We start from the raw sequence: 20,379 nt of genomic DNA, 5'->3' as shown, positions 1-20,379 counted from the left end.
TAAACAACAGAAAGGGTGTTTAGATGGATGATATGAAGGAGATCATGGAAGACTTCTTGGTAGAAGCCTTCGAAATGAACGAACAACTGGATCAGGATTTGGTGGAGCTAGAGCACAACCCGCAAGATTTGGACTTACTCAACCGCATTTTTAGGGTCGCCCACACCATCAAGGGTTCTAGTTCGTTTCTTAACTTGGATATTCTAACCCATTTGACCCATAACATGGAAGATGTTTTAAACAAAGCCCGCAAGGGCGAGCTCATCATCACCCCCGATGTGATGGATGTTGTTTTGCGATCGGTGGATATGATGAAAACCCTCTTGGTAACTATTCGCGACACGGGATCAGATGCCAATTCGGGCATTGATACCACCAACATTGTTAAAGAGCTCCAAGCCATCGCCCATGCCACAGGTGGTGGCGATGAAACTCCCCCCTTAGAGTCTGCTCCAAGCGAGCCTAGCCCCCCTCCTCCCCCTCCTCCATCAGAGCCTACAGAGTCTGCACCTATAGCCCAGCCTGCAACCCCACCATCCCCTGATAGCGAATCTGAGCCTGATTATGCCAACATGAGCACTGAAGAGGTGGAAAAAGAGATCGATCGCTTGCTAAAACTCCGCCAAGAGGCTGATAAAAAACGCCGTGCTGAACTCAAAAAAGAGCAGAGCCAAAAAGCCCAAAATCAGCCCCAACCCCCCAAACCCCAAACTCCTAAAACCCTAGAAAAGCCCCAATCAGGTTCCCAAACCAAAAAAGATCAAGACAAATCTGTTGCCATTGGGGTCGAACAAACCGTGCGCGTGGATGTGCGCCGTTTGGATCACTTGATGAATCTCATTGGAGAATTGGTGCTAGGCAAAAACCGCTTGATCCGCATTTATGGGGATGTGGAGGAACGCTATGATGGAGAAAAATTCTTAGAGGAATTAAACCAAGTTGTGTCCTCCATCTCAGCGGTTACCACCGATTTACAACTGGCTGTGATGAAAACAAGGATGCAACCTATTGGCAAGGTGTTTAACAAATTCCCCCGCATGGTGCGTGATTTGAGCCGCGAACTAGGCAAGAGCATTGAATTAGTCATTGATGGGGAAGAGACCGAGCTAGATAAATCCATTGTGGAAGAGATTGGCGATCCGCTGATCCACATTATCCGCAACTCTTGCGATCATGGCATTGAGAAACCCGAAGATCGTAAGATGTTAGGCAAGCCTGAAATGGGGCGTGTGGAACTCAGTGCCTACAATGAGGGCAACCATATCGTGATCAAGATCACCGATGATGGGACGGGGCTGGACCCTGAAAAACTCAAAGAAAAAGCCATTGAAAAGGGCGTGATCACCGAGAGGGAAGCCAGCACGATGACGGACAAAGAAGCCTTGAATATCATCTTCAAGCCCGGCTTCTCCACTGCCAAGACCCTAAGCAATGTTTCTGGGCGGGGTGTGGGCATGGATGTGGTGAAAACCAATATTGAAAAACTCAATGGGATCATTGAACTTGAATCTGAAGTGGGCGTTAGGACCACCCAAAAGCTTAAAATCCCGCTCACTCTAGCCATTATCCAAGCCTTGCTTGTGGGCGTGCAAGAGGAATACTATGCCATCCCCCTCTCCTCTGTGCTAGAGACCGTGCGCATTAGCCAAGATGAGATTTATAGCGTAGATGGTAAAAGTGTTTTGAGATTGCGTGATGAAGTCCTCTCACTTGTGCGTTTGGCAGACATCTTTAAGGTCGATGCGATCTTAGAGGGCTCTAAAGAAGTCTATGTGGTGATCATCGGGCTAGCCGATCAAAAAATCGGGGTGATTGTGGATTATTTGATCGGACAAGAGGAGGTGGTTATTAAGTCTTTGGGCTATTATCTCAAAAGCACGAAGGGTATTGCCGGGGCGACCGTGCGTGGAGATGGCAAGATCACCCTGATTGTCGATGTGGGCACGATGATGGAGATGGCAAAAAATGTCAAGGTCAATGTCAATAGTCTCATTGATGAAGCCCAAAACTCCAATATCAAAAACAACCCCAGCGATTATATTGTGCTCGCCATCGATGATAGCAGCACGGACCGGGCGATGATGCGTAAATCCCTAAAACCTCTGGGCGTTACCGTGATTGAGGCGAGTAATGGCGTGGAGGGCTTGGAGATGGTTAAGAATGCCGACAAGGTGCCCGATGCGGTGTTGGTGGATATTGAAATGCCTAGAATGGATGGGTATGCCTTTGCTAGCGAAGTGCGTAAATACAATAAATTTAAAAACTTGCCCTTGATTGCGGTTACTTCACGGGTAACCAAGACCGATCGCATTAGAGGGGTGGAAAGCGGGATGACTGAATACATCACCAAGCCCTATAGCCCTGAGTATTTGGCAAATGTAGTCAAACGGAGCATTAAGTTAGATTAAAAGGAGAGAACATGCAAGATGCAATGGCACTAAAAGAGCTGTTTGAGAAACAAAAGAAAGGAAACAAGGACGAGGATAAGGCTGATGACAATGAGGAGATTTTACAATTCATCGGTTTTATCATTGGGACAGAGGAATATGCCATCCCCATCCTCAACATTTTAGAGATTGTCAAGCCCATTGGCTATACCCGTGTGCCTGAAACCCCTAACTATGTGCTAGGAGTCTTCAATTTGCGGGGTAATGTCTTCCCTCTGATTAGTTTGCGCTTAAAATTTGGTTTGCCCCCGGAAAAACTCAACAAGGACATGCGTTATTTAGTGGTGCGCCACAACGATCAGATCGCCGGCTTTTACATTGACAGACTCACAGAGGCGATTCGCATCAAGCAATCTGACATCGACCCGGTGCCTGAAACCCTATTGGAAAATAACCAACTCATCTTTGGGATCGGCAAACGGGAAGACAAGCTAGTTTCTATTTTAAAAGTTGAGGAAATCTTAAAAAAAGACTTTTAAGAGTCCTTGTCAATCCAAAGGAGATTCGTGTCTGCTTTTACACGCCTAGGCATTGGCACAAAAATTGTGGTCGGTGTAGGCATTATCGTGGTATTAGGGATTTTGGTTTTGGGGCTTGTAGTGGGGATACAGGTTAGGAATGTTACCAAAGCCCAAACCATTGAAACATTAGAAGACAATGTCAATGAGGGGGCTATGCGTTTGCAAAGAATCATGGACCGCTCATTTGCCCATTTGAATGGTTTGGGCAAGGATTTAATTAGCCCTAAGGGTCTAGCCCACCCTCCAAAAAAACGCACCGAATTGATGCAACGCTTTTTAGCCGACTCAACAAACATCGCCCTAGTTAGCTTGACCCTACCGGGTGATCCGCAAGGCTCATCTGTGATGCACATGGTGGGGGCTTCTTTTGAGATGATGCACCAAGAAAAGATTTACTCCCCTAAGGTCTATGGTGAGGTATTACAGACTTCTAGGGTTGTCAAAAGCGATCCCTATTTTCGCGAAATTGATGGCAAATCGGTTTTTGGGTTTGATCTAGGGGTGCCCTTAGAACAGCGTGGCAAAGTGATTGGGGTTTTGGTTGCTTTTTTTAGCATTGATAGCCTTGCTGATGTGGTGATGCGTAGCAAAAATGACACCTTTGTAGCCAATCAAGATGGGTATTTGCTCATCGCCTATGATAAAAATATTCAGGGCAAACTTTTAACTGCTGTCAATTCCGATCCTTCGGCTAAAACTTTGGTGCAGGCCATTAAGGCTTTGAAAGCCGGTGTTTTTGATTACTATTCCCTCAGCGAGAGGAAGAGCAGTTTGTTAGTGGTAAAGTCCTTTGATATTTTTCAAAAAATTGGTCCCGAGGATTTTAGGTTTAACTGGGCATTAGCCCGTTTTGTCAGTAAAGACAAGGTGTTCCAAGCCTCTATCTATCTCCAAAATCTCGTGTTGAGTATGGGTGTTATCATTGTGTTGATCTTGGTGGTTGCCATTTATATTTTGGTGCGTTTGTTGGTGGGTAACCGGATTCGCATGGTTTCTGAAACCTTGCTAGGGTTTTTCAAGCTCTTAAACGACCCCAAGGGGCAGCATGACATTCCAATCACCAAAGTATATGCCCTCGATGAAATTGGGGTGATGAAACAAGCCATCAATGAAAACATTGCCAAAATCCATGAAAATACCAAAGCCGACAACGCAACCATTGATGACATGTTGAGCGTGGTGCGTTCCATCAAAGAGGGGGATTTTACCAAAGAAATCCATGCCACGCCCAATAATCCCGATCTCTTGCACCTTAAAGAGCTTTTTAATGAGGTCGCCCTGTATTTACGCCAACACATCGGATCGCACATGCAAAGCATCAATGAGGCTTTTGAGCGATTCAAGGTTTTGGATTTTAGGCAAGGTGTCCCCAACCCTACGGGGAGTGTTGAAAAGGCTATCGACTCTTTAAGCAATGGGATTAGGGGGATGTTACGCACTTCCTCTAATTTTGCCAATGCATTGAGCCATGAATCTGGGGGGTTAAAAACCTGCGTGGATAGTTTGATTCAGAGTGCTAATCAACAAAATAAAAGTTTGCACCAGACTTCTAAATCCATTGAGTCTATTGTGGATAGCATTTCTAACATTAGCCAAAAAAGCGGGGATATGATCAAACAAGGGCAGGATATTAGAAACATCGTGGAGATCATCAAGGATATTGCCGATCAAACCAATTTGTTAGCCCTCAATGCCGCCATTGAAGCCGCACGCGCAGGGCAGTATGGGCGGGGCTTTGCCGTTGTGGCTGATGAGGTCAGAAAATTAGCCGAACGCACCCAAAAATCCTTAGGCGAGATTGAGGCTAATATCAATGTGTTGGTGCAAAGCATCGCCGATACTTCCGAATCGATTAAAATGCAGAGTCAAAGCGTGGAGGGGATCAACCATTCTTTAGAAGCTTTCAAGCAAGACACGCAAAACAACTTAAATGTTGCCAACACTTCTTTAGAAGTGGGGCATAACATCGATCGCATTTCCAAAGATATTTTAGACGATGCCAACAAGAAGCAATTTTAATGCAGATTCTTAAAAAAGTCCTGTGGGTGCTTTTTATCTTGCCCGTAACGCTGGGTAGCGTTTTAGGAGGGGGATATTTGTTTATTTTGTGGGTGGGGGCAGATCATGAGATTCAAAAAGTCGTGGATTATAAGCCAGAGCTTGCCTCCAAGATTGTGGATACTAAGGGGCGTTTGGTCGCCAATATTTACAACAAAGAGTTCCGCATTTATGCCCCCTTTGCCGAGATTCCACCCGAAATGGTCGAAGCCTTGCTGGCAGTCGAGGACACGCTATTTTTCGAACACCATGGGATCAACCTAGATGCGATCATGCGTGCGTTTCTTAAAAATATCCGCAACCAAAAATACACTGAAGGGGGGAGCACTCTTACCCAACAGCTAGTGAAGAACATGCTTTTAACCCGTGAGAAAACTTTGAGCCGCAAATTTAAAGAGGTTGTTTTTTCGCTCAAACTAGAACGGGCACTCACCAAAGAGCAAATTTTAGAACGCTATTTCAACCAAACTTTCTTTGGGCATGGTTTTTATGGCATCAAAACGGCTAGCTTGGGTTATTTTAAAAAACCCCTATCCGCCCTCACCCTCAAAGAGATTTGCATGTTAGTCGCCCTGCCCCGTGCGCCCTCTTTTTATGACCCCACGAGGCGATTAGATTTTTCCTTAGCAAGGGCTAATAGCATTGTCAAACGCATGCACGATTTGGGCTGGATCAGCACCGAGCAGATGCAAACAGCCTTAACACAAGTGCCTAAAGTCTATGACACCACCCTAACCCAAAATAGCGCGCCCTATGTGGTTGATGAAGTGGTGCGCACTCTAAGCCCTTTGAGCGATCTCAAAACGGGGGGTTATACGATCAAACTCTATCTGAATTTGGATTACCAAAAAGCCGCCCAAGAGTCTTTGCGTAATGGGTATGAACGCATTCTTAAGCGACTCAAAGAAGAACAAGAAGGCAATACCCTCAATGGTGCAATCGTAGTAACTGACACCCAAACCGGGCATATTGTGGCGATGGTGGGCGGGATCGATCACCAAAAAAGTGCCTTTAACCGCGCCACGCAAACCAAGAGGCAATTTGGGAGCGCGATCAAGCCCTTTATTTACCAGATTGCCTTTAACAATGGTTTTTCAAGTGCCTCTTTGATCCCCGATGTGGCACGCAGTTTTGATACCAATGTAGGCAAAAAGAAATATTGGCGCCCCAAAAATGACAACCGCAAATACAGCGGGTTCATCACACTCAAAAAGGCTTTGGTGCATTCGGTCAATCTAGCCACAATCAATCTAGCCGAGTACATCGGCTTTGATACGATCTATAGGGATTTGGATGCCTTTGGTTTTACAGATGTGCCTAAAAATATGTCTATCGTTTTGGGCAGTTTTGGCATGTCGCCTTTGGAGGCGAGCATGCAATATTCGCTCTTTTCTAGCTATGGGAATATCTTAGAACCCGCACTCATTGAGAGCATAACCGATGCTAAGGGCAACCCAAAAATATTAAAAACCACCCCCCCTAAGTCCGTTCTCTCACCCGCCCAAGCTTTTTTAACCATTGCGATTTTAAAAGAAGTGGTGGCAAGGGGAACGGGGCGGCAAGCCCAAGTGAAGGGCATGCAGGTAGCGGGCAAAACCGGGACCTCTAATAACTATGTGGATGGCTGGTTTTGTGGCTTTACCCCCAACTTGCAAGCCATTGTGTGGTATGGGCGTGATGATAACACCAAAATTGGGTATGGCATGACTGGGGGTGTGGTGGCAGCCCCTGTCTTTGCGGATTTTATGAAACAAGCCTTAAAAATCAACCCCTCACTCAAACGCACCTTTAGGGTGCCTGAGGGCGTGGTGGAGCAAAAAATCAATGGCGAAACTTATTACACCACCCAAGGTTCTACCCCCCCTCACCAAGAGATTCGCCAAGAGATCAACGAACCTTTGATGTTTTGATCACACCTTGAAGGTGTCGATCTCAGCCCCCACAATTTCAAAGAGATGATCGAGCGAGGCACGGGTTTTGCGGATTTTTTCAATATCCTCTAATTTGAGGTGCGCTAGGGTGCTGATCTCTTTGATTTCATCGTTGATATTTTCGCTATCTTTTGCGCTCTCTTGCAGGCTTAGCGCACTTGCATGGGCGCGATCGATCACCTCTGAGATGTTCTGCACGCTTTTATCCATCACCTCTTGCAAGCTAATGGCTAACTCAGCGGTTTTGACCAATTCTTGGGCGTTTTCACCCAAGCTATAGTTGATCTCATTCACGCTTTGCACCATTTCATTGATGGTGGAATTGATGGTCGTCAAGCTATTTTGCGTTTTTTCGGCTAATTTTCTGACCTCATCAGCCACCACCGCAAAGCCTCTGCCATGTTCGCCCGCACGGGCAGCCTCAATGGCGGCATTGAGGGCTAAGAGATTGGTTTGGGCAGCAATGTCATCAATAATGGTTAAGACCTCCTTAATGCTATTGGTGCTCTTAGAGGTCTCCTCTAAGCGGTGGGAAAACTCCACGCTTTGCTCGGCATTACTTTTAAGACGCACATTCAAAGCTTCCATTTGCCCATGCACATCTTTTAGATATTCCCCTGTTTGGTTTAATTGTTTCTCATTTTCGCCCGCATCATTGACCCGTGCTAAAACCTTGGAGATGTTCTCCTTACTGCGCCCGACCGTATCCTCAACCACAATAATCGCCTTGCTAGCCCGCTCATGCACGCTGTCTGTCGCCTCTTTAAGTGTGGAGGCAACCTCAACCCGTCTAGCGCTAAAATCTTTAAATTGTTGCATCACGCCCTGCATGTGCTCAATAAAGGTGTTGATATTGTGCGTGATACAAGCAATTTCATCTTTGGTTTTTTTATCTTGGCGGCCCCGATATTTGAGGCGTTTGGTCAAATCCCGACTACCTGTGGTGAGATCCGCGCTCAAGCGTTGGAGTCGCCCTAAGGGGCGGATCAAATAATAAACCCAAGCAATGGTGATCGCCAAGGTCAAAACAAGCCCAGATAGGGAAATCCAAAGCATAATACCACGCAAGTCAAAAATGCTTTTAAAGGCAACTTCCGTAGGCACATGCGCGATCATTTTCCAATTATATCTAGGCACGGTGGTGAAGACCACTAAAAATTCCTTGCCATTATTGACCTCTAAAACCACCCCCTCTTGTTGTTGCAAAATCTGTTGGGCGATGTTCTTAATGGGCGATTTATCCCCTGCGATGCTATCCCCCACAGCCAAATCACTAGAACCTAGCACAGAGCCTTTGTCATTGGTCAAATCCAAATCCCCCCCATCTGTTAGGCGTATTTTCTTAATGTAGGTTTCAAAGAAATCTAAGGGAATATCTGCCCCAAAAACCCCAACAAAATGCCCATCACGCATTAAAGGCGCGCTGTAGGTGATCACCAGCTTATTGGTGAAGGCATCGGCATAAACTTCAGAAATAATGGTCTTCCTTTGGGCTTTGGCTTGCTGGTACCACCCTCTGACTCTAGGATCAAAGCCCTTAGGCACATCTAGGGTGGAATACATCGTCCCATCTTCAAGCCCCACAAAGGTTTGCAAAGCGTCTAAATTTTGGTTGATGTATTTGAGCACATGGTTAAGCGCATTGAGATTGCGATCCACCCCGATGGCTGACACATGGTCAGCACCTGCATCGAATAACTTGCGGGTATCATCATTCCACGCAGCAATCCAACTCGTGTTCGCTTTGGCAATCTGCAATAAGTGCGCTTTGACATTGTGTGTAACAAGATTACGCACAAAGCTTTCCACACGCATCCCAAAAATAATGAAACTCACAGCCAAAACCAATGCCAACACTAAACCAATCTTCTCTTTAGTGCCCATCAAATCCCCTTATGTTATTCTCCCTCTTTTTGCAACCCTTGACAAAGAGGTAAATTATACAACAAATGCCATTTTTAGATTGTTAATATTTTGGAAAATTTGAATAATAAAATAAAATAAAACCCAACACCTACCCCATTTGGGCTATTTTAATCACTTTTAGATATAATGGGGACATTTTTTTTAGTGGGTGTCTATGCGGTGGCTTTTGCGTGGTTTTTTTAGTATTTTTTCCCTAGTTTTACCCCTTATGGGCACTAAGATCACTCTAGACCCTTTTGGGTATTTGGGCATGATCTACAATCAAGGACTACAGCAATCTGCCCATAGCTATGTGGGCTTTGATGCACGCGTGGGCACGAATTTTTCTTTTAATAATGGCTGGGCTTTTGGGATTGGGGCGATTGGGGCATGGAATGTCTATAGCCGCAATAAAAAATTCCAACCCATTGTGAGTATTGGGAATGTCCTAGGGAGTGCAGAGAGCGACATGCGCCCCTATTTGAGCATGGGGGATATTTCCGATGCCTATGTCAAATACGACACCAAGCGGCTTAAATTTGCCATTGGGCGTTTTAACTCCAATTTTGTCGGCTTTGATTGGATTCAGGGCAATATTCAGGGGGCAAGCTTATTTATCCACCGCAACGATTTTCGCTATTGGGGCATTTTTATGGACTCCATGCTCTATAATGGCTATCAAGGCAATGATTTACAAGGTGCGCGAATCGCTACGGGTATTAATGCCCTCGCCTCCTACGATCCGGTTTCTAAGAAAAAGTATGTGGGGGGGGAAGTGGTGGCTTTTGGCATGGGCTATGAGCACAAGGGCTTTAGTGTCGCCCCCTTTATTCTAGTTGATTCCAAACTCCCTCTAGCCACTAGGGGAGTCTTGTTCCAAGTGGGGGGGAAGTTCCAATACCAAGCCAACTTACCCAAAGGTTTTAAATCCTTCACTATTTTGCATGGGATTTACCAGCATGGCGATACAGATGCGGTTTTGGGCAACAATGAAGCGGGCTTGTTTATGATCGATCAGACTTTTTTATATAAAATCTTTAACTTTGGGTTGGGTTTTTACGCTATCCCTGCCCCCAATAAAAAGGGTTATTTTTGGTCTTTTAATGACAAAACCAAGTTTTATGGGCGGGGGATCAACTCCATTGGCGTGCCCGCCATTTATTTTGCCAACGCCACCATGACAGGCTATGTCTTTGGGGGCATGAAAACTAAGCGGGTGCGTATCGATGCGATGATTGCATGGGGGGATTATCAAGAGTATTCTTTGATGACAAATTACAAAATATGGAACTACAAGGAGATGACTTTGGATGCAGGGATTGGGTATGTTTATTCTTATTCCTCTAAGGCGGTGAGTAATATTGGTAATTCTTCTTTGGTGCTCTTCACCAAGTTTTCCTACTAGCCATGATCAGCATTGAAAATTTAAGCAAATTTTACGGGCACCACGCCGCCTTAAATGGCGTGCATTTGCAAATCCCCAGCGCGCAGACCATCGGGCTATTAGGTCCCAATGGTGCGGGCAAAACCACCTTGATTAAAATCCTAACGGGCATGCTCAAAAATTACCAAGGTCAGGTGCGTATTGACAACAACCCCATTGGCATAGAGAGTAAAAAGATCACCGCCTACCTGCCCGATCAAGATTGCTACCCCCAAAGCTATAAGGCTTTGCAGATGTTGCAACTTTACAAGGACTTTTTTAGCGACTTTGACCCCCAAAAAGCCCTAGAACTCTTGGATCGCTTCCAAATCCCCCTAAGACAGCCCTTTAAAAACCTTTCCAAAGGCACTAAAGAAAAATTACAACTCATTTTAACCCTCTCCAGAAAAGCCAAACTCTTTATCTTTGATGAGCCTTTGGGGGGAGTTGATCCAATAGCCAGACAAGAAATCTTAGATTTAATCATCGCTGAGTGCCAAGATAACGCCACAATCCTACTCTCCACCCACTTAGTTTTAGATGTGCAAGATCACTTGGATTGGGCGATTTTCATCAAACAGGGCAAGATCATCGCCTTTGATCGGGTCGCCACTCTTAAGGGCGAGCATGCGAGCTTGGAGGGTGCTTACAAGGAGTATTTGAAATGATCCAAATTTTTAAACATGACTTTTTGGAGAGTTATATCCCCATTGTGGGTATGAATATCTTTTTAGTGATCTGCTGGGTTTTTCTAGCCAATATGCAACAAGGGCATGACCCCATCATTTTTTTGCTCCAAAATTTTTTACTCTTCTTGGGGAGTTTGGTGTTGGTGGTGTTCATTTTCATGGCGACCCTGCGTTCCACCCAACAAAAGCTATTTGGCAAGGAGGGCTATCTGACCTTTAGCCTACCTTTGGGGGTGGATCGCATTTTATTGCCTAAAATCGCCATCAATCTCTTTTGGGTAGTCTTAAGCCTTATATGTGTTCCCATTGCCTTTGGGCTCTCCTATGTTTTGCACGCACAGGATTCAAAACATGCACTTTTGTTACCCATTGATGATAAGAACATATTTATCACCAGTGCTTGTTTATCCTTGCTTTTCTACATACTTTTATACCTCAAGTTTTTATTAACCCTAACTCTCCTACACACGGGCAAATTCAAACGCTTCCCCAAATTGAGCGGTTTGGTGATCTTTATTGGGCTTAGTCTTGTGCTAGAAATCCCCTCTAAAATCTTGCAACACTATCTGTTAAGCGATTCGGCGCATTTTGTCTTGCCCGATGGCTACATGGCTTTTTATTATAATTTTTATAGCTCCCATAGCTCCACCAGCATTAAAGCGATCTTTTTGGGCACGGAGCTTTTAAAAATCTTGGGGCTTTACTGGGCGATTCGTTGGCTGATTGTCAATAAATTAGAATTAGAATAGAAAAAAGGATTCTCCATGAAATTTCTAACCCTATTGTTCTCCCTTGTTTTTGTGGGTGTTTTGCACGCCCAAAGTGGTTATTGCAGTTCAGATTGCATGGGCACACCCGATGAGCGCTTAGCCCCTATGGAATTCCATTTTAGCCTTGTCCATTCTGTGGAACACTACCTCAAACACCCCAAATCTAGAAAACGCATGCTCCAAAGATGCCATGAGGCTTTCACTTCCACAAACAAGATCAATTACATCAGCGACTCTTTTAAGCAAGATTGCGACAACGCCAACCAAGCCCAAGAGATGGCACGCCTTAAGATACAAGGTTAGAGCGCAAGCGCACTTTTTTGTAAAGCATCTTGCTATTGCGTAAATCCCGCACTGCATTGGTTGCTGTTTGACATACTCTCCCATAACTAAAGTTAGGGGATTCTAGCTTTAGTGGAGATCGCGGCTTCAAGCAGGATAGCTCCGTTTGGAGTCTTACATTCCCTATTCCAAAGGTTGATGCCCCAACCCCAAGGGTATTACCCCTTGATTGCACAAATATTAGCACAGCCATGCTGGTGCTAGCCTTATATCCCCATAGCTAAAGCTAGGGGCTTTACGGCGTGGTTGGTAAAAATCTGAACGCATCTGTACTCCGCCTTTATCTATCCATATTCTAGCAAGCTTTAGAGGTAACTCGACTTTAATACGCTTTTTCATTTGACTTTTGGAGGGGCTTATGCTACTCTTTTGTAGAGTTTAGGGGCGGACTCTTGCCCCTAGTAAAGCCTTGAGAGGAGATAAACTTCAAGGCTCTCTCTTGTCGTAATAAACTTGACTTTTAAAGCTTGTTTTGTTAGGCTCAATCCAATTAAAGGGTTCATCTGCAGAAGTCAGTGTAGGATTAAACTTAGTGCTATAAGCGGATAGGTTCGCACTATCGCCCTTTGATTTTTAAAACTCCTCTGAGTAAGATCGGTTCCATACTTAAGCCCTTTTGGGTCGTAACTTGGTCGGGAATCTGTGCGAGGGGGTTTGTTTGGTCATCTTTTTATCCCCTTGTTCGTTCCACCTCCTAAATAAACCTACTCTCTCTAAAACTTCCATCTTGGTTTTTAAAGCGGATGGTATAAATCCCCGCATTTTCAGGCACATACCCCTTCTCTATAATCTTTGTAATTCCTTTAGCTAACTTCTCTTGTATATCAGCCCCCTTAAAACTCTCAAAGTCGCTGGCGTGTTTTTCTAGGATTTTAGATAACCCATAAGGTTTAATGGGCTTGCCATTAGCCCCCCTCAAGCCTTTTAAATCTGTGGCATTAACTCCCCACACCAAATCAATATAGCCCAAATCCTCTCTATAAAAAGCCCCGGCAACTTGCCCTCTGCGTTCTTGTAGTAACTTAGCGACTGCTTCCTTGCCTTTGCCCTCAAATTCTTTAAAGTGTTCCCCAAAAGCGGGGTTAGGTTCAATATGGAGGGTTTTAAGGGGGGGTTTGGTAGGATTGTTCAAAGGAGTTTGTATGGATTTTCCACTATCCCCTGAAAAATTAGAATTTCGGCTTAACTCAGACTCGGGGCGGTTGTATGCTGTTTCGGGGTCTGAAGATAAAGGCTTTGAATTTGACTTTTCTAAAGGCTCTTGGGTGGGTTTTAAGTCGTCTGGCAATTTTCTCACCAATACAGACTTTTCGGAGTTTGATGCGCTGGTCAAGCTCACTTCATACGAAGCCAAATCGCTAATATCTAAATCAAAACCTTGAGCTAGGCGGTTACTCTCGGCTTCTAATTCTAAAATCCGCTGATAAGGCATACTGGCTCTAATATTGGGGTCTCTAAGGACATGATACATCGGGTCTAACCCTTTTTTAATCCCCCAATTGTTAGCCGTGTGCAATTGGATTTCGCTAGCCACCCCGTTATAATTAAACTGGATATGCACGCCTTTATATCCACTCTGGCGGTGGTGTAGCTCTATAGTAGGATTTATCCCTTGCGCTCTTAAGCTGTCCTCAATGCGCATGAGCTGGTTATTGAGTTGCCCCTTATGTTCCACCACAATTGCCGCGCGTAAAAAATCGCCAATAGCGGTTATATCCCCTTGCTTGCGTCTGATCTTGCTCTCAATGCTTTCTACACTCTTGAGCAAATTCCCCGCTTCTAGGCTGTGTTGCCCGGGTATGCTCTCTAATAACCCCCTAAAGCCCGCTTCTTGCTCTTTGGCGGTGTTGAAAAGCTCTGTGGCTTTTGCTGGAATCGCCTCTAAGTTAAGCGGGGTTGTGCTAGAGTCTGTTTTAGCGGTTTGTGGTGGCGCATCTAAGTTGGCACTAGGCTGGGGGTTTAGCGAGCCTTCGCTACCTTTGGGGGGTAGTTGTGAGCTCAAACCGCTATCCCTAAAGATGGGATTGTTTTCTAGCTTGCCATTTTCCCTATAAAGTGTTTTTAGTTTCAGCTCGTTTTTCTTGGTGCTAATGGTTTCCACCACCACTACATAGCCATTAATCTGTTTGCCACTGATTAAAATCTCTTGCCCGTATTTGTCTGTCTCTATTTTGTAGCGGTCTGCGTGATTAACCACTTGCGGATTTCCCCTGCTTTTCCACATTGTTACTAATCTGAGTTTTGCTTTCTTGATTTTTAAATCCATTATAGTTTATCATCCTAGCGGTGCAAACGGATGCGTCTAAAGTAGTGCCAGTATTAACTGAGCGGGCTACGCTATCTATCCTTAGATAGTCGCATGTAGGCACCATCTTTGAAATCTAACCCTTCCTCCAATTTCCCTTGTTCTTTATACATGGTCTTTAGCTTTAAGGTATTGTTCTTTTTACTAATAGTTTAAGTTAAGATCAAACATTTTTGTTATAGGGTTTATGTGGTAGCATCAACGATACATCTAAGTGGCACCCGTATTGGACGAGGTGCGCCACGCTATCTATCCTTAATCCTTAGATAGTCGTATGTAGGTGCTATCTTTAAAATCCAACCCTTTTTCTACTTGACCATGTTCTTTGTATATTGTTTTCAGGCTTAGTTGGTTGTTTTTTCTTCCAATCGCCTCTACAACAATCGCATATCCGTTAATCTGTTTCCCAATTACCAAGCGTTTGCCCGTGCTTGTATCCACTACCCTCATCAAATCCGCATGATTCACAATATCCGGGTAGTTTTGGATATCCTCCAATTTAACCGCTGGTTGCCCGCTGCTTTCCACCAAAGGACTCCCCTCTCCATGCTTTTTTTCAATATGGGTTAAAGCATCTCCATCAAAGTTAGTGGATTACTTCACGCCTCATACTCCTCTTTTGTCGCTTTTCTGATGGGGATAAACTCGGCGATGTCTTCGGCTTTATAGCATGTGTAGCCGTGCTCGTGTTTGATCATAATAACATCTTCTTCTTCAGGGTCATAGGTAGGACCATCATAGCCTACAAAAATACCCTCCTGCACTATGCCCTCTGGACTGCTCACTACCCGCACAAACCAGCCTACATATTCCTTAAGACTAAATATATCCATCAATCCCTTTTCTCTGCATACGGCACTAAGTGAAAACTATCATCGCCAAAATGCACTTTACCAGCCACGCCGTAAAGCCCCTAGCTTTAGCTATGGGGATATAAGGCTAGCACCAGCATGGCTGTGCTAATATTTGTGTTGCAATCAAGGGGTAATACCCTTGGGGTTGGGGCATCAACCTTTGGAATAGGGAATGTAAGACTCCAAACGGAGCTGTCCTGCTTGAAGCCGCGATCTCCACTAAAGNNATGGGAGAGTATGTCAATTTTATAGGTCTTAATTGCCTTGCTCATATCGCCATTAGGCACACACATGCCATAAAAATCGGGGTGTGTGATGATTATCTTTTTATCCCAGTTATTATTTTTAGTCCAAAGCATTTCACCATCTTTAAATAAAGGCTTCACTTGTTCTACATCAAAAGGTTTTCCATAATAGCTCCGCCCTGCAATGTACCCCTTTTGCCCCCACATGTGGCGTTCTTGTTTATTATCCAAACCTAAAATAGGCGATAAATCCATGACGACTTTCTTCACCCTTGCTTTTAATTGTTCCTCACTCTCCCCCTCTTGGCGTTTGGCTAAAACCTCAATGTCTAACTTAGTCTTTGGCAACTCATCATCAGGGGGATTTAAAGTCCTGCACACTGGCAGACTTGTTTAAAGCCGCTTTGAGGTGGTGTCTAAGAGCGGCTGCACTGACTGTGTTAAACAGCCGATTAAAGTCTTGGGCAATCTCAATAAAATTTTTGAAGGCTTCTTGCACCCAACACGAGAGGGATAATCAACAAGCTTTACTTTGGTGTTTTTTGTTGCAATGCTAGCTGGACAAAAAGAGAGATAAAACATATCCTCCTATGTTATGATCCAATAAACAATTAAGAGAGTCCATATGAGTCCATTCAATCTACACGCTCCCTATGCCATGAGTTTGGAGCAACAAAAGGTCGTGCAAACTTTGAGTAAGGGGGTAGAGCAAGGGGCGCGTTACCAAACTTTGATCGGAGTTACAGGTAGTGGCAAGACCTTTAGCATGGCGAATTTGATCGTGCGCTTGCAAATGCCTACCTTGATCATGAGTCATAATAAAACCTTATGTGCCCAGCTTTATAGCGAGTTTAAAGGCTTTTTCCCCAAAAACCATGTGGAATACTTTATCTCCCACTTTGATTACTACCAGCCCGAGTCCTACATCCCTAGACGCGATCTCTTCATAGAAAAGGACAGCTCGATCAATGAGGATTTAGAACGCCTGCGCTTGAGCGCAGTAACTTCGCTATTAAGCTATGATGATGTGATTGTGGTTGCTAGTGTGTCGGCTAATTATGGGCTGGGTAACCCTGCTGAGTATTTGAGCATGCTAGAAAAAATCCAAGTGGGGCAAGTGCGCCCTTATAAGCAATTCTTGCTCAAGTTGGTCGAAATGGGTTATAGTCGCCAAGAAATTTTAGAGCGGGGTAAATTTAGGGTAGTGGGGGAGTGTGTGGATATTTTCCCCGCTTATAATGATGAAAACTTTATCCGCATCGAGTTTTTTGGCGATGAGATCGAGCGCATCACTAGCATGGACGCGCTGGAGAACACTCCCTTAAAGCAACTAGACTCTTACCCCCTCTATGCGGCAAATGCCTTTATTGTGGGTCCGGAGCGTTTGCAACAAGCTATTAAAGACATCGATCAAGAATTACAAGCCCGCCTTGCCTTTTTCAAACAAGCCCAAAAGCCCCTAGAATACGAACGCCTCAAAACCCGCACCGAATTTGATTTAGAGATGATTAGTGCCACGGGCATTTGTAAGGGCATTGAAAATTACGCGCGCCACTTCACAGGCAAACAAGAGGGGGAGACCCCCTATACTTTGATGGATTACTTCGCCCAAAAGCAACGCCCCTTTTTGGTGATAGTCGACGAGTCGCATGTGAGTTTGCCACAATTTAAGGGCATGTACGCCGGGGATTTGAGCCGTAAGCAAGTCTTGGTAGATTATGGCTTTAGATTACCCTGCGCGCTGGATAACCGTCCGCTTAAATACGAAGAGTTTATCACCAAACCCCCCCATTTTCTCTTTGTCTCAGCTACCCCTAACCCCCTAGAGTTAGAACTCTCACAAGGGCATATCGCTGAACAGATTATCCGCCCCACCGGGTTATTAGACCCCGAATACGAAGTGCGCCCCGTGGCTAACCAAGTGCGGGATTTATTTGAGAGCATTAAAGAGGTGGTGAGCAGACATGAGCGCGTGCTGGTTACCACCTTGACTAAGCGCATGGCGGAGGAATTATGCAAGCACTATTTAGAATGGGGCTTGAAAGTGCAGTATCTGCATAGCGATATTGATGCGATCGAGCGTAACCATCTGATTCGCTCTTTAAGATTAGGGGAGTTTGATGTGCTCATTGGGATCAACTTATTAAGAGAGGGGCTAGATTTGCCAGAGGTGTCCCTAGTGGCGATCTTGGATGCGGATAAAGAGGGGTTTTTACGCAGTGAAACCAGTTTGATTCAGACGATGGGGCGCGCGGCTCGGCATGTGCGTGGCAAGGTGCTTTTTTATGCCGATAAAATCACGGCGAGCATGCAAAAAGCGATGCAAATTAGCGATGAGAGACGGGCTAAACAAAAAGCCTTTAATGCAGAACATGGCATTGAGCCTAAAAGCGTGCAAAGGCATGTCGAAGAAGAATTGATCGATAGCCTGCCTGCAAAGCCCAAACGCTCCAAAGCCCTAGAAAAAATGCCCAAGAGTGAAAAGGATCGCTTAATCAAAACTTTAAGAGCGCAAATGCAACAACGCGCTAAGGTGTTGGACTTTGAAGAGGCGGCAAGATTACGCGATGAGATCGCACGGATTAGAGGGTTGTAGTGTGGTGGCAAAATTTTTCTAGCAAATTTTTGTGCAAACCTCCCGCACTTCTTGATCTAGGGCTAAAATGTCCTCTAGGGTGTGTAGCTTTGGGGTGTCTTTCTCAAAGTGCTCCAAGGCTTGGGTCATGAGATTAGCCATCCGTCCAAAGGCGATCTTTTTTGCCCTAAAGGCTTGCAAGGCGGCTTCATTGCTGGCATTGAGCACCACGCCTAACTTGGGGCGTGCTAAAAGCGTGTCTTTCAAGCCCCATAATGGGTAGCGCGCTGTGTCAATGGGCTCAAATCTTAGGGGGGGTAGGCTGAGCAAGTCTAGGGGCTCAATTAGGGGGGTTTGGCAAGCCAAAGAGGGCATGAGCGCGTGGGCGATGGGTAGTTGCATATTGGGGCTAGAGAGTTGGGCATGCACGCTGTGATCTTTAAAGCGAATAAGGGCATGCACGCTAGAGGTGCGCTCAATATAGGCATCAATGTTAGTCAGTCCAAAAAGCCAATAGGCTTCCAGCACTTCAAAAAGCTTATTAACCATATTGGCTGAATTGATTGTGATGGGCGCGCCCATTTGCCAGTTGGGGTGTTGCAAGACCTTTTCTAGGCTTTGGGTGGGAATATCAGAGAGTGGCACATCGCGCAAAGCCCCCCCGCTGGCGGTCAAATACAGCATTTGGACATGCTCTAAGGGGTGCTTTTGCAATAACGCCCACAAGCCAAAATGTTCGCTATCAATGGGTAAAATCTGTTTGGTGTCTAAAAGCCAGCCTGCCACCACTAGGGACTCTTTATTGGCTAGGGCTAATTTTTTGTGGTGCTGGAGCGCACTTAGAGTGGGGGCTAACCCCCCAAAGCCCACAATTGCATTTAATACAAGGCTGGCTTGGGAGCAAGCGATCATTTCACAAATCCCTTGAGTGCCTACAAAGACCTCAACCCCTTGGGGCACTTGCAATAAAGATCGATCGCTAGGGTCTAAGATCGCCACTTGGCTGGGCTGGTGGGTTTTGATTTGGGCGTTTAAAAGGGGTATGTTACGCCCCGCACTCAAGCCTTTGATCTTGATATTAAAGCGTTGCGCTACTTTAAGGGCTTGCATGCCAATAGAGCCCGTGCTCCCTAAAACCAGTATAGACATCTGCTAGCTAAAATAACAACAAAAAGTGCAGGGCAATCGCCCCAAAGAGCATGGCATCAAAGCGATCTAGCATGCCCCCATGCCCGGGTAAAATATGCCCGCTATCCTTCACACCCACCCGCCTTTTTAAATAACTCTCATACAAATCGCCCAAAATAGAACTCAGAGCCGTGAGCGCGCTAATGCCTAGTGCGGGTAAAAACTTCTCACTCCCAACACTCTCTAAACCCACAATCCCCCCAATCAAACTAGAAAAGACAAACCCAATCAAAGCCCCCTCTAGGCTTTTATTAGGTGAGGCAGCACTTAGAGGCGTGGTCCCAAAGAGTCGCCCCCCAAAATACGCCCCTACATCAGCCACCACCACCACCACCACAAGCCAAATCACCACGCCCACGCCAAAATCTTTAAAGAGCGCAAAGAGGCATAAAAAGGGCACGGCTGGATAGACCAAGACATAAGATTTTTGCATGTTGGAAGTGCGGTAGGCTAAAATCCCGGCTAAGAGTATGCCTACAAACAAGGCGCTCTCTACGGGGCGTTGGTTAAAGTAGGCTAAGACCCACACCAACACAGCAATCAAATAATAAAACTTGTTGAAACCAAAATTATAGAGCTTTTGGTGCAGGCGCAGAGTTTCATGGAAGCAGACCAAAAAGATCACCCCCAGCACCGCCCAAAAAACGAATAAATCATTGAGGTAAAACACCACAATGGCTAAAAGAATGAGAAACGCCCCCGTGATGTAGCGTGTCTTGTCGGCTAAAACTTTCTCTCTAAAATTTTTCATGTCCGCCTCCTAGCGCACAAAAATATGGGTTATTGCTGTGTAGGCAAAGAGGCTAATCAAGCCAATCCCCATCACATTGAGCCAAAAGCCCGCTTTGATCATGCCCTTCATTGGGATATAGCCCGAGCCATAGGCGATCGCATTGGGAGGCGGGCTACGCCCCCCCCCCCCCCCCCCCCCAACCAGCGCACCCCACGCCCAAGGAGGTGTTACCGCCCCTCCCCGTGAAATTGCCTTCCAGGTTGGTGAGCGTATGGTGTGGACGTGTCGAAAACTCGAACTGTGGGTGAGGAACCATGCCGTATGTAAATACCACACTGCGGCCTCGTCATTCATATTAGAAGTCGTCCCCGTGAGTGCCTATAGCACCTCAAA

Annotated in this window: 16 protein-coding genes and 1 pseudogene; 9 read left to right on the top strand and 8 right to left on the bottom strand. The window is 45.5% G+C overall.

Annotated features, from left to right (window positions below):
• Window positions 1-23: 23 nt before the first annotated feature.
• From C5684_RS01450 to C5684_RS01435, 4 genes are read left to right on the top strand one after another with little or no spacing between them, the layout of a single operon-like run.
• On the top strand, window positions 24-2,408 hold the full coding sequence (locus C5684_RS01450) for a hybrid sensor histidine kinase/response regulator (protein WP_104639201.1): 2,385 nt from the start codon (window positions 24-26) through the stop codon (window positions 2,406-2,408).
• A gap of 11 nt (window positions 2,409-2,419) precedes the next feature.
• The gene (locus C5684_RS01445; RefSeq protein ID WP_324761457.1) at window positions 2,420-2,926 is read left to right on the top strand and encodes a chemotaxis protein CheW; all 507 of its coding nucleotides are present in this window, start codon (window positions 2,420-2,422) and stop codon (window positions 2,924-2,926) included.
• A gap of 27 nt (window positions 2,927-2,953) precedes the next feature.
• Window positions 2,954-4,987 (top strand): methyl-accepting chemotaxis protein, encoded by a 2,034-nt coding sequence (locus C5684_RS01440; protein ID WP_104639200.1) that lies wholly within the window; start codon window positions 2,954-2,956, stop codon window positions 4,985-4,987.
• Window positions 4,988-4,992: 5 nt separating this feature from the next.
• Window positions 4,993-6,936 carry a transglycosylase domain-containing protein gene (locus C5684_RS01435; RefSeq protein WP_233708618.1) on the top strand — a complete coding sequence of 648 codons (1,944 nt, stop codon included), beginning with the start codon at window positions 4,993-4,995 and terminating at the stop codon, window positions 6,934-6,936.
• Here the strand turns inward: C5684_RS01435 and C5684_RS01430 are convergent, their stop codons facing one another.
• A complete protein-coding gene (locus tag C5684_RS01430) occupies window positions 6,937-8,841 on the bottom strand; it encodes a methyl-accepting chemotaxis protein (RefSeq protein ID WP_104639198.1) in 1,905 nt (634 codons plus the stop codon).
• Window positions 8,842-9,037: 196 nt separating this feature from the next.
• Between C5684_RS01430 and C5684_RS01425 the strand changes: the two genes are divergently transcribed.
• From C5684_RS01425 to C5684_RS01410, 4 genes are read left to right on the top strand one after another with little or no spacing between them, the layout of a single operon-like run.
• Window positions 9,038-10,267: a hypothetical protein gene (locus tag C5684_RS01425; protein WP_104639197.1), complete on the top strand. Its 1,230-nt coding sequence runs from the start codon at window positions 9,038-9,040 to the stop codon at window positions 10,265-10,267.
• A 2-nt stretch (window positions 10,268-10,269) separates the two neighbouring features.
• Complete coding sequence (locus C5684_RS01420; RefSeq protein ID WP_104639196.1) at window positions 10,270-10,953, top strand: ABC transporter ATP-binding protein; 684 nt, start codon at window positions 10,270-10,272, stop codon at window positions 10,951-10,953.
• A complete protein-coding gene (locus C5684_RS01415; protein ID WP_104639195.1) occupies window positions 10,950-11,723 on the top strand; it encodes a hypothetical protein in 774 nt (257 codons plus the stop codon). The genes C5684_RS01420 and C5684_RS01415 overlap by 4 nt, the downstream gene beginning before the upstream one ends.
• A gap of 15 nt (window positions 11,724-11,738) precedes the next feature.
• On the top strand, window positions 11,739-12,047 hold the full coding sequence (locus C5684_RS01410) for a hypothetical protein (protein ID WP_006018468.1): 309 nt from the start codon (window positions 11,739-11,741) through the stop codon (window positions 12,045-12,047).
• A gap of 733 nt (window positions 12,048-12,780) precedes the next feature.
• Here the strand turns inward: C5684_RS01410 and C5684_RS09715 are convergent.
• From C5684_RS09715 to C5684_RS01385, 4 genes and pseudogenes are all read right to left on the bottom strand, one after another.
• Window positions 12,781-14,283 (bottom strand): putative barnase/colicin E5 family endoribonuclease, encoded by a 1,503-nt coding sequence (locus C5684_RS09715; RefSeq protein WP_233708617.1) that lies wholly within the window; start codon window positions 14,281-14,283, stop codon window positions 12,781-12,783.
• Between the two features lie 363 nt (window positions 14,284-14,646).
• A pseudogene (locus C5684_RS01400) lies at window positions 14,647-14,961 on the bottom strand (PBECR3 domain-containing polyvalent protein); the annotation flags it as partial.
• Window positions 14,962-14,990: 29 nt separating this feature from the next.
• Entirely contained in the window at window positions 14,991-15,224 is a 234-nt protein-coding gene (locus C5684_RS01395) for a hypothetical protein (protein WP_233704142.1), read from the bottom strand.
• Between the two features lie 86 nt (window positions 15,225-15,310).
• Complete coding sequence (locus C5684_RS01385; RefSeq protein WP_456152202.1) at window positions 15,311-15,745, bottom strand: polymorphic toxin type 50 domain-containing protein; 435 nt, start codon at window positions 15,743-15,745, stop codon at window positions 15,311-15,313.
• 370 nt (window positions 15,746-16,115) lie between these two features.
• On the opposite strand from C5684_RS01385, the gene uvrB reads away from it, so the two are divergent.
• Complete coding sequence (gene uvrB, locus C5684_RS01380) at window positions 16,116-18,086, top strand: excinuclease ABC subunit UvrB (RefSeq protein ID WP_104639191.1); 1,971 nt, start codon at window positions 16,116-16,118, stop codon at window positions 18,084-18,086.
• A gap of 18 nt (window positions 18,087-18,104) precedes the next feature.
• Here uvrB and dxr read toward each other — a convergent pair whose 3' ends face one another.
• Genes dxr through C5684_RS09415 form a run of 3 tightly spaced genes read right to left on the bottom strand, consistent with a single transcriptional unit; the run spans window position 18,105 to window position 20,340 of the window.
• Window positions 18,105-19,214 carry a 1-deoxy-D-xylulose-5-phosphate reductoisomerase gene (dxr, locus tag C5684_RS01375; RefSeq protein WP_104639190.1) on the bottom strand — a complete coding sequence of 370 codons (1,110 nt, stop codon included), beginning with the start codon at window positions 19,212-19,214 and terminating at the stop codon, window positions 18,105-18,107.
• A 7-nt stretch (window positions 19,215-19,221) separates the two neighbouring features.
• On the bottom strand, window positions 19,222-20,004 hold the full coding sequence (locus tag C5684_RS01370) for a phosphatidate cytidylyltransferase (protein ID WP_104639189.1): 783 nt from the start codon (window positions 20,002-20,004) through the stop codon (window positions 19,222-19,224).
• Window positions 20,005-20,013: 9 nt separating this feature from the next.
• Window positions 20,014-20,340 carry a hypothetical protein gene (locus C5684_RS09415; RefSeq protein WP_104639188.1) on the bottom strand — a complete coding sequence of 109 codons (327 nt, stop codon included), beginning with the start codon at window positions 20,338-20,340 and terminating at the stop codon, window positions 20,014-20,016.
• Window positions 20,341-20,379: the final 39 nt, after the last annotated feature.

This window comes from Helicobacter bizzozeronii (genome assembly GCF_900196775.1).
GTDB lineage: Bacteria > Campylobacterota > Campylobacteria > Campylobacterales > Helicobacteraceae > Helicobacter > Helicobacter bizzozeronii.
This window is presented reverse-complemented; position numbering and strand designations above follow the sequence as displayed.

Bases quoted from the DNA above. Each gene is read 5' to 3' on its own strand.
- C5684_RS01450 (WP_104639201.1), top strand. From the start codon at position 24: ATGGATGATATGAAGGAGATCATGGAAGACTTCTTGGTAGAAGCCTTC.
- C5684_RS01445 (WP_324761457.1), top strand. From the start codon at position 2,420: ATGCAAGATGCAATGGCACTAAAAGAGCTGTTTGAGAAACAAAAGAAA.
- C5684_RS01430 (WP_104639198.1), bottom strand. From the start codon at position 8,841: ATGGGCACTAAAGAGAAGATTGGTTTAGTGTTGGCATTGGTTTTGGCT.
- C5684_RS01425 (WP_104639197.1), top strand. From the start codon at position 9,038: ATGCGGTGGCTTTTGCGTGGTTTTTTTAGTATTTTTTCCCTAGTTTTA.
- C5684_RS01420 (WP_104639196.1), top strand. From the start codon at position 10,270: ATGATCAGCATTGAAAATTTAAGCAAATTTTACGGGCACCACGCCGCC.
- C5684_RS01415 (WP_104639195.1), top strand. From the start codon at position 10,950: ATGATCCAAATTTTTAAACATGACTTTTTGGAGAGTTATATCCCCATT.
- C5684_RS01410 (WP_006018468.1), top strand. From the start codon at position 11,739: ATGAAATTTCTAACCCTATTGTTCTCCCTTGTTTTTGTGGGTGTTTTG.
- C5684_RS01395 (WP_233704142.1), bottom strand. From the start codon at position 15,224: ATGGATATATTTAGTCTTAAGGAATATGTAGGCTGGTTTGTGCGGGTA.
- uvrB (WP_104639191.1), top strand. From the start codon at position 16,116: ATGAGTCCATTCAATCTACACGCTCCCTATGCCATGAGTTTGGAGCAA.
- dxr (WP_104639190.1), bottom strand. From the start codon at position 19,214: ATGTCTATACTGGTTTTAGGGAGCACGGGCTCTATTGGCATGCAAGCC.
- C5684_RS01370 (WP_104639189.1), bottom strand. From the start codon at position 20,004: ATGAAAAATTTTAGAGAGAAAGTTTTAGCCGACAAGACACGCTACATC.
- C5684_RS09415 (WP_104639188.1), bottom strand. From the start codon at position 20,340: ATGAATGACGAGGCCGCAGTGTGGTATTTACATACGGCATGGTTCCTC.